8 protein-coding genes and 4 pseudogenes are annotated in these 14,850 nt (G+C 64.3%); 4 read left to right on the top strand and 8 right to left on the bottom strand.

Annotated features, from left to right (window positions below; all coding sequences use genetic code 11):
* Nucleotides 1-18: 18 nt before the first annotated feature.
* A complete protein-coding gene (locus ABAZ39_RS18185; RefSeq protein WP_040134265.1) occupies nucleotides 19-888 on the top strand; it encodes an AraC family transcriptional regulator in 870 nt (289 codons plus the stop codon).
* A 202-nt stretch (nucleotides 889-1,090) separates the two neighbouring features.
* Here ABAZ39_RS18185 and ABAZ39_RS18180 read toward each other — a convergent pair.
* Nucleotides 1,091-1,372, bottom strand: a pseudogene (locus tag ABAZ39_RS18180) (transposase); the annotation flags it as partial.
* 292 nt (nucleotides 1,373-1,664) lie between these two features.
* Nucleotides 1,665-2,222, bottom strand: coding sequence for a DUF8243 domain-containing protein (locus ABAZ39_RS35685; protein WP_144243583.1), 558 nt, complete (start codon nucleotides 2,220-2,222; stop codon nucleotides 1,665-1,667).
* A 684-nt stretch (nucleotides 2,223-2,906) separates the two neighbouring features.
* Here ABAZ39_RS35685 and ABAZ39_RS18175 point away from each other — a divergent pair.
* Nucleotides 2,907-4,298, top strand: a complete 1,392-nt coding sequence (locus ABAZ39_RS18175) for a RelA/SpoT domain-containing protein (protein WP_051658235.1) — start codon at nucleotides 2,907-2,909, stop codon at nucleotides 4,296-4,298.
* Nucleotides 4,299-4,539: 241 nt separating this feature from the next.
* Here the strand turns inward: ABAZ39_RS18175 and ABAZ39_RS18170 are convergent, their stop codons facing one another.
* Nucleotides 4,540-4,821 carry a hypothetical protein gene (locus tag ABAZ39_RS18170; protein WP_040134263.1) on the bottom strand — a complete coding sequence of 94 codons (282 nt, stop codon included), beginning with the start codon at nucleotides 4,819-4,821 and terminating at the stop codon, nucleotides 4,540-4,542.
* Nucleotides 4,822-4,880: 59 nt separating this feature from the next.
* On the opposite strand from ABAZ39_RS18170, the gene ABAZ39_RS18165 reads away from it, so the two are divergent.
* Together ABAZ39_RS18165 and ABAZ39_RS37735 are read left to right on the top strand one after the other, a co-directional pair.
* A complete protein-coding gene (locus ABAZ39_RS18165) occupies nucleotides 4,881-6,227 on the top strand; it encodes an IS701 family transposase (RefSeq protein ID WP_040134262.1) in 1,347 nt (448 codons plus the stop codon).
* 171 nt (nucleotides 6,228-6,398) lie between these two features.
* Complete coding sequence (locus ABAZ39_RS37735) at nucleotides 6,399-6,698, top strand: Mu transposase domain-containing protein (protein ID WP_372684171.1); 300 nt, start codon at nucleotides 6,399-6,401, stop codon at nucleotides 6,696-6,698.
* Nucleotides 6,699-6,741: 43 nt separating this feature from the next.
* On the opposite strand, the pseudogene ABAZ39_RS18160 reads toward ABAZ39_RS37735, so the two are convergent.
* From ABAZ39_RS18160 to ABAZ39_RS37730, 5 genes and pseudogenes are all read right to left on the bottom strand, one after another.
* A pseudogene (locus ABAZ39_RS18160) lies at nucleotides 6,742-12,003 on the bottom strand (FG-GAP-like repeat-containing protein); the annotation flags it as partial.
* A 544-nt stretch (nucleotides 12,004-12,547) separates the two neighbouring features.
* Nucleotides 12,548-13,240 (bottom strand): annotated as a pseudogene (gene tnpC, locus ABAZ39_RS18155) (IS66 family transposase); the annotation flags it as partial.
* A gap of 39 nt (nucleotides 13,241-13,279) precedes the next feature.
* Nucleotides 13,280-13,564 (bottom strand): annotated as a pseudogene (locus tag ABAZ39_RS37010) (transposase); the annotation flags it as partial.
* A 26-nt stretch (nucleotides 13,565-13,590) separates the two neighbouring features.
* Nucleotides 13,591-14,010: an IS5 family transposase gene (locus ABAZ39_RS18150; RefSeq protein WP_040134260.1), complete on the bottom strand. Its 420-nt coding sequence runs from the start codon at nucleotides 14,008-14,010 to the stop codon at nucleotides 13,591-13,593.
* 435 nt (nucleotides 14,011-14,445) lie between these two features.
* Nucleotides 14,446-14,832 carry a transposase gene (locus ABAZ39_RS37730; RefSeq protein WP_372684170.1) on the bottom strand — a complete coding sequence of 129 codons (387 nt, stop codon included), beginning with the start codon at nucleotides 14,830-14,832 and terminating at the stop codon, nucleotides 14,446-14,448.
* Between the last annotated feature and the right edge of the window lie 18 nt (nucleotides 14,833-14,850).

Here is a 14,850-nt window from a genome sequence, read left to right as displayed (position 1 = left end):
ACGGAAACGACGCCCGCGATGCCGTCCGCCTCCGCCCGCCTGCTGCCGCCGCGCCCGGCCCTTGCCGCCTGCGTGTTCGTCGGCGTGGAGCGCGACACGCGCGGGGTGGCGCTGTCGGACGAGCAGCGGCTCAACCATTACCCGGCCACTCCGATGTCGATGATTTCGTGGATCTTCGACGGCGCGCTCCACATGGTGGAGGAGCGCAGGGCCGACGGGCGCCCGGTCCTCGGCCCGCCGTTGCCGCGGCTGGTTCTGTCCGGACCGCAGCGCCGTCCCGTGGCAAGCTGGTCGCCGGGACCGGTCCACGCCCTGTCGGTCGCCTTCTATCCGGAAGCCTTGGGCCGGCTCAGTGGGATCGGCACCGACTCCCTTGTCGATCGGATCCTGCCGCTGGAGGAGCTGGTCTCCGGCCCGCTGCTGGCCGCCTGCCAAGCCCTCTTCGCGCCGGAGGAGGGAGCGGCGGCGTTCCATCGCCTGGAGGACCAGCTCGAGCCGCTGTGGTCGGGCCCGCGCCCGTGCAAAACCGGACGGACCCCGCTGGTGAGGGACTGGCTGTGCTCGCTGGCGCTGAAGGCGACGCTGTCGAGGACGGGCCGGGGAGTGCGGCAAGCCCAGCGCCGCATCAAGGGATGGACCGGCCTGAGCCACCGTGACTTGCAGCTCTTCGCCAGGGTCGAGGAGGTAGCCGTCCGCGTGTCGCAGGATCGGGAGGGTGGCGAGCTCAACTTGGCGGGGCTCGCCGGTGAACTGGGTTTCGCCGACCAGTCGCACATGGGACGGGAGGTCCGCCGCCTCACCGGCCTGTCCCCGGGACGGTTGAATGGACTCATGGCCACCCACGAGGCGTTCTGGTTCTATCGACTGCTCGACGAGAGCTTCGGATGACGGCGCGGCCGCGGACCGGTGATGACCGGTCCGCGCATGAACTGGAGTTGACAGGCAAGCACCGCTTTCGTTGGGGATTCGCTTCGGAGCGACGGCCCTTCAAGGCGATGGAAGAGCTGTTTCGCGCCGATATCGTTGAAAAAGTCGGTTGCCGGCAGCGTGCCCCTGTTGCGTCGGCGAAGGGTCAGTGGGCAATTGCCCTTCATGCCGGGCTGGGTTCCGGCATCGGGATAGGTTTGGCGAGCTTGCGGAGGTTCTGGGCGGCGGCTGCGAGGTGGAATTCGTCGCGCGCCGTTCGGCCCCTCAGTCGCAACCGGTCCAGCCTCAAGATGCGTTTGAGGTGGGCGAACAACATCTCGACCTTGTTCCGCTCGCGGCGCGAGGTGGCGTAGGCGTCCGTGGCAGCGACGATCCATGCCATGTCGCGGGCCCCTTCATGGATAGAGCGTGGGACCTTGCGCGCAGGCGTGTTTGGACACGCTCGCCCTGATGCTGTCGCGAAAAGGCGCGAAATGACGATGAATGTTTGTTTGGAGTGCCGCTACTTCTGCGAATGGCTGCGCCGCCGGCCTGAATGTGCGCACACCGCAAAGCTGACGCCTGATCCGGTAACCGAGGAGGTAGCTAAATGCTGATATATCAACTATAATGCCAATAGTTACACGTTATTCTCGTGAAAATTAAACAAAAATTTCGATCCGACAAGGTGGCTGCACGGAAAATACCGAATAAATACCCCCCCCCCCCCCCCCGTGCAGCCGGACAATCCAATTGCATCAACTATCAACAGATGTCGTTGTATTATCTTTCTGAGTGTCATGGCTGATTGCTGTGGTGGTGTCTTTTTGATGTTTCTTAGCCATGTCGTTTTGCGCTAGAGCGTGAAATCGTTCAAACATAATTTCAGAAACCGCTATCACGCAATTTGGCTTTACCGGCCTCTTATAAAAATAGGCAAAATGATCTTTGATTGTCATGCCGCATTGGATGCATCTGATTACCAAGCTATGATGATATACTTCAATCGAAAGCATTCCATCTTTTTTAAATGCTATCTCTCCATGACCGTGCCCATTATTGTACAAAAAATCGTTTATGTATTTCGGGCTATGAAAAGTCAATCCAGATAAAAATAAATCTAATACCGTTGTTTCGCGACGACACCCAGGGCAGAATACATTACTCGCCGTTCTCCAATCATGCTGCTCATGGTTTGTTTGCAAAATATTACGCACAATTTCAGCCTCATGAGCCCTTATCGGCATCGTTTGACGGTAGATGTGCTTGATAAACTCTTTGGTATGCGCTTCATCAAGTTGAACTTTGTATTGCATTGCTTCCTCCGTGCTTCTGGTATATCGATCTGTCAATCTACCATAGGGCTATTATCTATCTAGAGGAATTTTGGCGAGTTCTGATTCACCAAATAGGGAGCGAGCATATTGAAGGTAGATAGTGAAGATTGAGGCTATCTGCCAGTCGGAAAGGAACAAGCTGTTAGAGTGCTTGTCTTGCTTGGCCCGAGACTATGTTTCCCAGCTGGCTTTGGTGTGGGATGCCGACATACCGGAATGGCTTCGGGCCGATATAGCCCGCCGACAATGCAACAGGGGCAAAACCCCGGGCAAGGGCCGCGTTGAAGCCGGCAGGGCGTCTGCCAAACCCGTTGGAATTCCTTGGTTTGCATCGTTAGTCCGTCCGATACAGCCAAGGTCGTGCCCGGGGTTTTGCCCCTGTTACCCGACAATCGGCCAAATTCTGTCTGTCGTGAAAGGGCGCAAAGGACGCCCTCATCTTGGAAGAGCCGATTGTGCTGTGAGCAGCGTGTTGCACGGATGTGGCGGGTATCGTAGACGGAGGCATACTGCCACCTTTGGTGCTGAGGCTGGTATTGGCGCATGTCATTGGGAGTTCAAGGGCCAGGAACAAGTTCGACCCTCAGCGTCGCAGAATCTTCCAAGAGCGCCCGTATCAGTGGTACTGTCCGCGCCTTCTATCCGGCTGATTGCAGATGACCCATGATTGACATCGTTGCAGACTTCATCCGTTCCTACCGCCGCCAATACGATTTTTATAGGACAGCGGCACAACTGTGCGCCCAACGGTGCGAGCAGTTGCTGGAGAACAACGGCGTCCGTGCTATGGTCACCTTTCGCGCCAAGCGGCCCGACCGGCTGGAGGATAAGCTCCGCAAACGAAACGAGAAAAAGAAATACACCTCGGTCGACGACATCTACGATGACATTGTTGATCTCGCCGGTGTACGCGCCGCGTTGTACTTCCCCGCGGACCGGCCAGTGATCGATCGACTGTTCCGCGAGGAGTTCAACCTAATTGGCGACCCGAAGAAGTTCCCCGACGGCAGTCCGCCGCGCCATCCATACGAAAAGCGATTTTCAGGTTATTGGGCCACTCATTATAGGGTCACCCTGCGGGACGACGGCGCGCCGGCCCAGGTTCGCTACGCCGACGCGCGGATCGAGATCCAGGTCGCCTCGGTGTTGATGCATGCTTGGTCAGAGGTGGAACACGATCTCGTCTATAAGCCGCTATCCGGCGACCTGTCGGAGGACGAACTGGCCGTTCTGGACGAGTTGAACGGACTGGTGCTGGCCGGAGAGATCGCGCTGGAACGCCTCCAGCGGGCGATGGAGGCTCGCGTCGCCAGGAGCGGCGCCAAATTCTCCAACCACTACGAACTGGCCGCCTTCTTGATCGAAGCTGTGAAGAAGAGCGGCGCTGACGGCGAACCAATCCTGGGCCGCGTCGACGTACTTCACCGCTTCCTGCAACGCATTGGCATGGACACCCCAGAAAAGGTTTCCCCGAAGCTAGCCGGTCTGTTGCCGCACGGCGAAGGCAAGACCATTTCTGAGCAGATCGTCGATGGTATCGTCGATAGCGATGCTGAAGCATTACGGATATATCGCCAAGAATACGCCGGAGCACTTGCTCGCACTCTTCAAGGAGGTGGCACCACAACGACATCAGTGGTCGGAGGAGAAGACTTTATTTCCTTCATGTCTTGTTGGACAGATCTGATGAATATCCTTCAAGAAGCGGCAACAGGGGCAGTTCCAAGAATGTCCAAAAATATATCTCAGGCTCAATCCCTTGCTTCTTACCTTGTTGAAAAAAATATCCTAAACAGTATCCAGGCTATTAGACTGATGCAATTGGATAAGTTGCGACGGTTGTTTGTTCATGGTTCTCCAAATAGCATCGATCTTACGGCGGCACGCCAGGGTGTCGAGCAGTTCATAGAAGAGTTGAGATCTTGCGACCAAGCGGACATCCGTGCCGCGGTGGAGCGTGCCGATGCGCAAAAGACCAAAATGCTGCTAGCGCGCAGTCGAATGAAGCAGGTCGCTTCGCCGCCTTCTCGCTCGGTGGCAACCAAAGCCACATAAAGCTCATTATCAGTCTATGACCAGTTGACCGAGCGCGGCCGAAACGAGACTGCAGCTTGGGTGTCGTGAAAGGGCGCGTAATGATTGAATTTTTCGTCGGTGCTGCCGAACGTGTACGCTCAAAATTCTACCCGGCCCTTCCCGTATTTGCAGCTTTAGCGCTGTCCGCTTGTGCAGAACCACCGCGGATAGATAATGGAATGCCCCTTAGCTGGACTTTGGCCAATTTCCCGAGTTCGGATCAGGCGTGTATCCAGAAGTTCGGCTCGTTGGCGACGTAGTCGAGGGCGCGGTCAAGGGCCATGGTGGCAATCCCCAGCGGGCCTGAGGCTCCCCAGCGCTCGCCGTTCCACCAGAGCACCTGGACCGTGTCGCCGTTGCCGGTCGGCCGCAACCGCGCGATGGGGGCGCCGGTGCGCTCGCTGAGGAGTGTGTAGCCGCGGGCGGCCTTGCGCACGATCACGCCGCCGCCACGTGCTTGATTGAATCCCTCGATGCGCTTCAGCATGGCATCGGCGTTCATCGTGACCCTCCCGTTCCGACCGGGTTGCCCGATAGTAGCAACCAGCGGGAGCCGCGGTCATGTCAGCCGTTCCATACAGCCTCGAACGTTGGATGGCGCCCTTCGCGGCGCTGTTCACCCGGCCGACATGGCGGCATGCCCTGGTGCTGGTCGCGGGAGCGCTCCTCACCCCGGGGCGGCGCACCGTGACCGCCGCGTTGAGCGTCATGGGGCGACGCGAGGACGGTGGCTTCGCCAAATTCCATCGCGTGCTCAATCGGAACCGCTGGTCGAGCCGTGCCGTCGCGCAACGCCTGCTCACGCTCCTGGTTACCAGCTTCGTGCCGCAGGGGCCTGTCGTCATTGGCATCGACGAGACGATCGAGCGCCGCTGGGGGCCGAAGATCAAGGCGCGCGGCATCTACCGCGACCCGGTGCGCTCCAGCCATGGGCATTTCGTCAAGGCCAGCGGTCTGCGCTGGATGGTGGTCATGCTGCTGGTCCCCATTCCGTGGGCCGGACGGGTCTGGGCGCTGCCGTTTCTGAGCGCCCTGGCGCCCTCGGAGCGGTTCGCCCGGGAGACCGGACGGCGCCATAAGAAGCTGACCGACTGGGCCCGCCAACTCCTGCTCCAGGTCCGGCGCCGGGTGCCCGACCGGCCCGTGATCGCGGTCGCCGACAGCAGCTACGCGGCCATCGAACTGCTGCGCGACCTGCGGGCCCATCTTACCGTCATCACGCGCTTGCGTCTGGATGCCCGCCTGTTCGAACCGGCCCCACCGCGGCCGCCAGGCACGATGGGACGGCCCCGGGTGTCGGGAGCCCGTTTGCCCTCCCTGACGCAGCGCTTGAACGACCCCGCCACCGCCTGGCAGCGCGTCCGGGTCACCGGCTGGTATGGTGGTGAGGAGCGCCAGTTGGACATCGCTTCCGGCACGGCCCAGTGGTATCACCCCGGCAAACAGGTTGCGATCCGCTGGGTTCTGGTGCGCGATCCGCATGGCGCCTTCGAGCCGCAAGGCTTGCTGTGCACCGACCTGCAGGCCGATCCGCTCATGGTGCTGTGCTGGTTCATCCGCCGGTGGGCCGTGGAGGTGACCTTCGCCGAGGTCCGCCGTCACCTCGGCGTCGAGACCCAACGGCAATGGTCGGACCCGGCGATCGCCCGCACCACCCCGGCGCTGCTCGGGCTGTTCTCTCTGGTCACGCTGTGGGCCAACGAAATCTCGGCGGAGATGGCCATCCGACCAAGCGCCGCGGGATGGTATGCCAAGGCCGAACCGACCTTCAATGACGCCCTGGCCGCGGTCCGCTTCCAGCTCTGGAGCGAGACGACTTTCTCGCTGTCAACGCTGGGCGGGGAGAGCGCGAAACTCCTCGGCGCCGGCCTCAACCGCCTCATTCAGGCCGTTTGCTTTCCGGCGTGATTGAGCAAAGTCGAGCTAAGAGCTCCTATCAAAACCCGTGGAAAGTGGGCTGAAGCCGTTGATTTACCTCAGCCCTACCCGGTTTTGATCCGCACTCTAAAGCCGCTGGCCGGCATCCCGCCCTTCACCACGGCGCGCGACCTGGTTCGCCGGGTCGGCACGGACTGCGCGGTGGAGGTGGACGGCAACGCCTACTCGGTGCCCTGGCGGCTGATCGGCGAACGGGTCCGGGTGATGGTGGAGGCCGGCACGCTGCGGGTTCTCCACGCCGGCCGCGAGGTGGCGGTGCATGCCGAACTGAAGGGCCGGCACGGGCGCTCGATGCAGGACGTCCATCTGGCCGGTGTCGCCGGGGCGGACGGCCGCCCGGTCCGCGTCGCCCGACCCGAGGACGGCAGCGCGGTGGCGGCGGTGGCGTCGCTGTTGCGCCCCTCAGCGATCCGGAGGTCGGCGTCGCCGTGGCGAGGTTGAGGCTCCAGGTCCCGTTGGTGGCGGTCGTGGTGTAGGTCGCCCCACCCACCGTGACGGTCACCGTGCTGCCGGTCTCCGCCGTGCCGCCAATGATCGGGGTGGCGTTCTTGGTCAGCGCGGCGCTGGTCACCGCCGGCGCGTTGGGCGCGGTGGTGTCGATGGTCAGCGTCTGGGTGCCGGCCGAGGAGGTGTTGCCCGCCGCGTCGGTGGCGGTGGCCGAGACGGCGTTGGTGCCGTTGGCGTTGAGGCTCAACGATCCAGCGGTCGGCGTCGCGGCAGCGAGGTTGATCGACCAGCTGCCGTTGGTCGCCGTCGTGGTGTAGGTGGCGCCGCCCACCGTGACGGTCACCGTGCTGCCGGTCTCGGCCGCCCCGGTGAGGGTGGGCGTCGTGCTGTTGCTCAGCGCCGTCGTAACGGTGGGGGCGTTGGGCGCGGTGGTGTCGATGGTCAGCGTCTGGGTGCCGGCCGTGGAGGTGTTGCCCGCCGCGTCGGTGGCGGTGGCCGAGACGGCGTTCGTGCCGTTGGCGTTCAGGCTCAACGAGCCGGAGGTCGGGGTGGCGGTGGCGAGGTTGAGGCTCCAGGTGCCGTTGGTCGCCGTCGTGGTGTAGGTCGCCCCACCCACCGTGACGGTCACCGTGCTGTCGGCCTCGGCCGTGCCGCCAATGATCGGGGTGACGTTCTTGGTCAGGGCCGCGCTGGTCACCGCCGGCGCGTTGGGCGCTGTGGTGTCGATGATCAGCGTCTGGGTGCCGGCCGTGGAGACGTTGCCCGCCGCGTCGGTGGCGGTGGCCGACACGGTGTTCGTGCCGTTGGCGTTGAGGCTCAGCGATCCGGAGGTCGGCGTCGCCGTGGCGAGGTTGATCGACCAGCTGCCGTTGGTGGCGGTGGTGGTGTAGGTGGCGCCGCCGACGGTCACCGTCACCGTGCTGCCGGCTTCCGCCGTGCCGGTGATGGTGGGGGTGGCGTTCTGGGTCAGGGCCGCGCTGGTCACCGCCGGCGCGTTGGGCGCTGTGGTGTCGATGGTCAGCGTCTGGGTGCCGGCCGTGGAGACGTTGCCCGCGGCGTCGGTGGCGGTGGCCGAGACGGCGTTCGTGCCGTTGGCGTTGAGGCTCAGCGATCCGGAGGCCGGCGCCGCGGCAGCGAGGTTGATCGACCAGCTGCCGTTGGTCGCCGTCGTGGTGTAGGTGGCACCGCCGATGGTGACGGTGACCGTGCTGTCCGCTTCCGCCGTGCCGGTCAGGGTGGGGGTAGTGCTGTTGCTCAGCGCCGTCGTGACGGTTGGGGCGTTCGGAGCCGCGCTGTCGATGGTCACCGTCAGCGTGCTGGAAGCCGGCGACGTGCTGGTGGCATCGCTCGACACGGCGGTCAGGGAGTGAGCGCCTTCGCTCAGCGAGGTCGTCGTGATGGTCCACAGACCGTTTGCGTCGGCCGTCGCCGTGCCCACCGCCACCGCCCCGTCGTACAGCACCACCGTGGACAGCGGCTGGGCTTGGCCGGAAATCGCGGGATTCGTGACGTTGGTCAGCGTGTCCGCGGTCGAACCGCTGTTGCTGCCCGGGGTCAGTGCAAGGCTGGCCGGCGGCTGCGGCACGTTGCGGAACAGGATGATGTTGTTGCCGATGCTGTCGCCGCCGGCCAGCACGTCGAGATCGCCGTCCCCATCGATGTCCACGATGCTCGGAACGGACTTGAAGGTGACGTTGCTCAGCCCGAAGGGGTTGGTGCCCTCCAGGGTGAAGCTGGGCGCCGTTGCCGATCCGACGTTCCGGTAAAACAGCATGTCGCCGGCAAAATTACCGATCAGCGCGTCGAGGTCGCCGTCCCCGTCGACGTCCACGAAGGTCGGCTGGGCGTAACTGCCGACGTCATCCAGCCCGAAGGGATTGGTGCTCTCCAGCGTGAAGCTGGGAGCCGTCGCCGTGCCGATGTTCCGGAAGAACACCATGTTGCCGTCGTAGTTGCCGATCAGCGCGTCGAGGTCGCCGTCGCCGTCGATGTCCACGAAGGAGGGGGTGGTGGCGCTTCCGACGCTGCTCAATCCGAAGGGATTGGTGCCCACCAGCGTGAAGGTGGGAGCCGTCGCCGTGCCGACGTTGCGGTAGACCACCGTGTTGCCGTTGAAGTCGCCGATCAGCGCGTCGAGCGTACCGTTTCCGTCGATGTCCACGAAGGTCGGGGCGGCGTTCATATCGAGCGCGCCCAACCCGAAGGGGTAGGTGCCCGCCAACGTGAAGCTGGGGGCCGTCGCCGTTCCATCGTTCCGGTAGAACCGGATGGTGCCGTCGCCCATGCCGACCAGCGCGTCGAGATCGCCATCGCCGTCAATGTCGGCGAAGGTCGGGATCGACCAGGGTCCGGTGGTGACGAGACCGAAGGGGTTGGTGCCCTCCAGGACGAAATTGGGGTCCTTCGGCACCGTCACACCATGTCCGGTCAGCGCGCCCGCAGCGTTGCCGGCCGCGTCCGCGGTCTTCGCACCGGAGCCCGGCGGGGCGTAATCGACCGTGACGGTCTGATGGACGGAGACCACACCGGCGTCGAGCGTCAGCGTGACGGTCTTGCCGCTGGAGGCGACCGCGGTCACCGTGCGCGCCACGCCCCCCACCATCACCGAGAAGGCCCCGGCCGGAGCCTGGGCGCCGTCCAGCAGCTCCGAATAGGTCAGCGTCAGCTGCGTTCCGCTCAGCACCGCCGCGGTCAGCGTCGGTGCCGTCGTGTCGATGGTCACGCTCAGCGCCGTAGAGGCCGGCGATGTGCCGGTGTAATAGGCGCTGGTGGCCTTCGCTGTCAGGTTGTGGACGCCTTCGGCCAGCGTGCCCGTCGTGAGGGTCCACAGGCCCGAGGAGTCGGCGGTGACGGTGCCGATCGCCGAGGCGCCGTCGTACAGCACCACCTCCGACAGCGGCACAGCCGAGCCGGTGATGGTCGGCGCGGTGTTTCCGGTGATGGCGTCGGCCGTCGAGCCGGTGTTGGTGCCGGCCGTGAGCGCCAGGGCCGAGGGCGCCGCGGGCGGCGGCGGGCCCTGGAGGTAGACGACGAAATTGCCGTCGCCATTGCCGATCAGCGCGTCGAGGTCGCCGTCGCCATTGAGGTCGGCGAACACCGGCAGGGCCGCGGTGCCGACATCGCCCAGGCCGTAGGGGTTGGTGCCGACGACGGTGAAGCTGGGCGCCGCGTTGGTGCCGATGTTGCGGAACACCACCGTGTTGCCGTCGAAGTTGCCGACCAGCACATCGAGGTCGCCGTCGTTGTCGATGTCCACGAAGGCCGGCGTCGAGGCGAAGCCGACATCTTCGAGACCGAAGGCGTTGGTGCCGACGACGGTGAAGCTGGGGGAGGCTGTCGTCCCGACGTTGCGGTACATGGTCAACGAGCCGTCATTGCCGCCGAACAGCACGTCGAGGTCGCCGTCGCCGTCCAAGTCCCAGAGCGTCGCCTTGGCATAACCGCCGCCGACCTGGCCGATGCCGAAGGCGTTGGTGCCGACCATGGTGAAGCTGGGTGCCGTGGTGGTGCCGACGTTGCGGTATACCACCGTATTGCCTTGACCCTGGCCGAGCAGCAGGTCGAGGTCGCCGTCACCGTCGAGGTCCACGAAGGTGGGCGTGCCGTAAGGGGTGTTGCTGATACCGAAGGGGTTGGTGCCGATGAAGGTGAAGCTGGGCTCCGCCGTGGTGCCGTCGTTGCGGTAGAACCGGACGGACGCGCCGCTGTTGCCGGTCACCAGGTCGAGGTCGCCGTCGCCGTCGATGTCGACCAGGGTCGGCCGGGCAGACGTGCCAATGTCGACGAGGCCGAAGGGGTTGGTGCCGAGCAGGATGAAGTTGGCATCGCCCACGGTGACGTTGCGCACCTCCCCGCCGGTCACCGAGGCGGCGGCGTTGCCGGCCACATCCTGCGTCTTGGCGCCCGAGCCCGGCGGCGTGTAGCCGACGGTGACCGTCTGGTAGCGTTCCACCGCGCTTCCCAGCGTCAGCGTCACCGTCGTGCCGGAGGCGTCCGCCCCCGTCACCGTGCGCGCCACCCCGTTCACCATCACGGTGAAGGCCGACCCCGCCGCGTCGGCGGCACCGTCCAGCGCTTCCGAATAGGTCAGGGTCAGGGTCGTGCCGTTCACCGACGCCGAAACCAGCGACGGCGGGGTGGTGTCGGGCGAATTGTTGGTGACGGGGTGGGCGGTGAAGCTGGCGGCGTCGGCGCCGGTGACGGACTGGATGGCGTTGGTGTCGTTGCCCGCGGTGGGGTCGGTGTAGGAAACGGTGACGGTGTCTGCGTTGGTGACCGCCTGGGCCAGCGTCAGCGTCACCGTCTTGTTCACGCTGTCCACGGCGACGCTGCTGACGGTGACCGCCTGCCCTCCGGCCGTGACGGTGAAGAGGTTGGCCGCCGGAGGGTTGGTGCTGGACAGCGCCAGATCGTACGTCAGGACCAGCGACGCGCCATTGACCGCAGCGCCTTGCAGAGCCGGGATGGGCGGCGGCGGGGCGACATTGCGGTACACGCTGAGGGTGCCGCTCCCCTGAGCGACCAAGGCGTCGAGATCGCCGTCGCCATCGATGTCGAAGAGAGACGGCGCAATCATGCTCGCCGTCCCCCGCGTGAGACCGAAAGGGTTGGTCCCGGCCAAGGTGAAGCTGGGTTGCGTTGCCGTGCCGACGTTCCGGTAGAAATAGATGTCGCTGCCGTAGGGCGCCCCGGAATTGTTCGTTTCGCCGACCAGCATGTCGAGGTCGCCGTCGTTGTCGAGGTCCGCAAAGACCGGCGTGGAGTAATCCTGGACGTTGCCGAGACCGTAGGGGTTGGTGCCGACGAGGGTGAAACTGGGCTGCGTTGCCGTACCGATGTTCTCGAAGACGACCAGCCCCGAGCTCTGGCCGACCACCAGATCGAGGTCGTCGTCGCCGTCAAGATCCACGAAGACAGGAGCGGCCTTGTATCCGACCCCGCTGAGGCCAAAGGGGTTGGTCGCCTCCAACGTGAAGCTCGGCGCCGCGGAGGTGCCCACGTTCCGGAAGAGGAACAGGTTTCCGGTGTCGCGTTCGCCGACCAGCACATCGAGCTTGCCGTCGCCGTCGATGTCCGCCAAGGCCGGCACGATGAAGCTGCCAACGTCGGCCAAGCCGAACGGGTTGGTGCCAACCAGCGTGAAGCTCGGCGATGTGGGGGTGCCGACGTTCCGGAAAAGCTGCAGATCGCCGTTGTTGTTGCCGACCAGCACGTCAAGGTCGCCGTCGCCGTCGAAATCCCCATAACGCAGCACGGTGGCCGAACCGCTGGGGCTCAGGCCAAACAAAGCGGTACCCATCAGAGTGAAGGTCGGGTCGGTCATGATGCAACTGGCTCCAATGGGGCTGGTATTCTTGGCGTTTGTTTCAGATTCCAGCTCAAGGGGGCTGGTATCGGCCAGAATGTCTTGACGGTGCGGTGAGAATGACCGGCATCAGTGCGGCAAGGCGGAAGCCCTCATGGCCCGCCCGATCCGCGACACGCGGACCAGGAAACGCAACTTTCAAGCGGCGCATCGGCGAATCGAACACAGGAGCTGTTCCTCCCTAGACTGATAGGGGTAACTCCTTTCAGTCAGTACACGCACTATTCAGGCTAGTAAAATGCATTGGATTGAATGCGAGAATTCGCCTCGTGAATTCCGCCAGCATCTATTTGAATTTGCTCGCTTTTCTAACGAGAGCGTGGCCAAGCGGAATCTGTGACCATTGATGCACAACTCGTTGAAAGCCTGACTGCTTTCCGGTTCCACAGATAAGACGTGACACCCCTGATCGATAATTGGCGCACCGCTCTATACAATTAAAAATGGCGCCTCTGGCGATATCCCGTAAGCGGTGTTCTCAGGCCACGGCGGGTTCCGCCTGCCGGGCAAAGGCCCAGGGTAGCAGCTCGTCGAGCTTGGTAATCGGGTGGCGGCCAGCAAGCTTGGTTAGCACGTCGGCGAACCAAGCCTGCGGATCGGCGCCGTTCAGCTGGCAGGTTTCCGCCAGCGACGCGATCGTCGCCCAGTGCTCGCCGTCGCCATCGCTGCCGGCGAACAGTGCATTCTTGCGCGTCAGGGCCAGTGGGCGGATGCAGCGCTCCACGCTGTTGCTATCGAACTCCACCCGACCGTCGTTGAAGAACAGCGTCAGCCCCTCCCAGCGGATGAGCGCACAGCGCATCGCCTCGGCCAGCGTCGATTTGCGCGACACCGCTGCGAGTTGCTTCTCCAACCACGTCTTCAGTTCGGCGATCAGCGGCGCCGAGCGGGCCTGCCGCTCCTGACGGCGCGCCTCGGCGTCATGGCCGCGGATCTCCCCTTCCACCGCGTACAGCTTGGCGATGCGCACTAAGGCTTCGTTGGCGATCGGCGCCGAACCGCCGGTCTGGAGATCATAGAAGCCCTTGCGGACATGCGACCAGCGGAACGCGAGGCGCACGGCTCCACCCTCGGCCAGCTTCCGGTATCCAGCACGGCCATCGACCTGGAGCACGCCGGCGAATCCCCGCAGGTGCGCCACCGGGCGTTCCGCCTTGCGATCCGGGGCATAGGTAGTGTCTGATGGACAGAGTCTGCGCAGCGACTGGCGGATCATGGCGAGCTTGTCGGAGCGGCTGGCGAGATTTCGGCAGTGCTTGAGCCAACCGACGCAGCGCTCGACGATATTGCGTCGCCGATAGAGCTGTCGGTTGAAGCGCAGCGTGCGGCAATGCCAAGAGCGCTTCTGATCGGCGCGGAACGGAATGACCGGCCGGATGCGCCGCATCAGCAGCCACGTGCGCGCCGCGCGACTGCTGTACGCTCGGTCGCCGATCAGATAGGTCGGCGACCGGTCGGAGCGCACGGCGGCGAGCAACGCCTGCAGGCAGGGCACCTCGGCCGCCAGCCCGGTGCCGTCGGTCACCAGATGGATCTTGGAGCCAAAGCCGCCGCGCGAGCGGCCGAGGGCCTGATCGTCCGGCTCATCGGCATCCCCCCTTTTCGGCCGGCGGCGGCGGCCTGGGTGGCACGGATGTTGGTGCCGTCCACGCACCAGACATCCCAGTCGATCTGTCCCTGCCCATCCAGGCGCAGGTGTAGACGCTCCAGCAGCCGGTCAAACAAGCCATTGCGCCGCCAACGCACGAAGCGGTCGTAGATGGTCTGCCATGGTCCATAGTGCGCTAGAATGTCGCGCCAGGGTACGCCGGTGTCCAGCTTCCAGAACAGCCCGTTGACGACGTCACGTTGGCTGCGCCACCGCCCGCCAGGGCGCCCGGTCGGCGGCATCAGTTCTGAAACCAGCGCCCACTGGGCATCCGAGAGTTCATGTCGGCGCATCGCGGTCGTTCCGGCTGGAGGGGGCTACCGCTTCCAACAGCTCCAACACGCCGCTCCTTCAGACACTACCTAAGAGTGTATAGGCGATGTGTTTGCCGACCGAAAGGCGAGCAGTGGCCCGTCCTACGGCATGTCCCCATCAAGGATTGCGCCGGGCGGTCCGGCGCCGAGCCTCAGACATGGAGAACGGGCCCATGAACTTTGCCATCTTTGCGAGTCTAGATGTGCATAAGGCGACGGTGTCCGTGGCCGTTACGGTGCTGTCAGTTTGGCGGGAGCGGGATTCTCGTGGCATGTTCGCGGACATGAGTACTGCCCGCAACCCCTACCGCGGCTTCCGCTTCCCGGCCGAGATCATCAGCGAGGCCGCGTGGCTGCACCACTGCTTCAGTCTGAGCTTGCGGGAGGTCGAGTTGATCCTGGCGGCGCGCGGAATCACGGACAGTTACGAGACGATCCGGGAGTGGGGCCGCGCTTCGGGCGGGAGTTTGCCAACACGCTCAAGCACCGCCGGCCCAAGCTGGGCGGCAACGGCACCAGCGTGATGTTGTCTGGCACGACCAGCGTCCGCGATCCATGCCATCCGGCCTGGTCGAGCACGAGCACCGCCTGGACGTCCGGCTCCAGGCTTCGGGAGAAGCCGTCCAGGAACAGGCTCATGGCGGTGGTGGAGACGGTCGGCATGACCAGCGCGAAGTCGGCGCCGCTGGCCGGGCAGACGGCGGCGTAGAGGTAGGCCGAGGTGAAGCGCTTGTCGCACAGCCCGGCCGGACGCTGGCCACGCTCCCACCAGCGGTGCGCGGTGCGGCCCTTCTGACCGATACGGGCTTCATCCTGGAA

It is taken from the genome of Azospirillum argentinense (assembly GCF_000632475.1).
Classification (GTDB): domain Bacteria; phylum Pseudomonadota; class Alphaproteobacteria; order Azospirillales; family Azospirillaceae; genus Azospirillum; species Azospirillum baldaniorum.
This window is presented reverse-complemented; position numbering and strand designations above follow the sequence as displayed.

Excerpts from the sequence above, each read along its gene's own strand:
- ABAZ39_RS18170 (WP_040134263.1), bottom strand. The coding sequence starts at position 4,821 with ATGAACGCCGATGCCATGCTGAAGCGCATCGAGGGATTCAATCAAGCA.
- ABAZ39_RS18165 (WP_040134262.1), top strand. The coding sequence starts at position 4,881 with ATGTCAGCCGTTCCATACAGCCTCGAACGTTGGATGGCGCCCTTCGCG.
- ABAZ39_RS18150 (WP_040134260.1), bottom strand. The coding sequence starts at position 14,010 with ATGCGCCGACATGAACTCTCGGATGCCCAGTGGGCGCTGGTTTCAGAA.
- ABAZ39_RS35685 (WP_144243583.1), bottom strand. The coding sequence starts at position 2,222 with ATGCAATACAAAGTTCAACTTGATGAAGCGCATACCAAAGAGTTTATC.
- ABAZ39_RS18175 (WP_051658235.1), top strand. The coding sequence starts at position 2,907 with ATGATTGACATCGTTGCAGACTTCATCCGTTCCTACCGCCGCCAATAC.
- ABAZ39_RS18185 (WP_040134265.1), top strand. The coding sequence starts at position 19 with ATGCCGTCCGCCTCCGCCCGCCTGCTGCCGCCGCGCCCGGCCCTTGCC.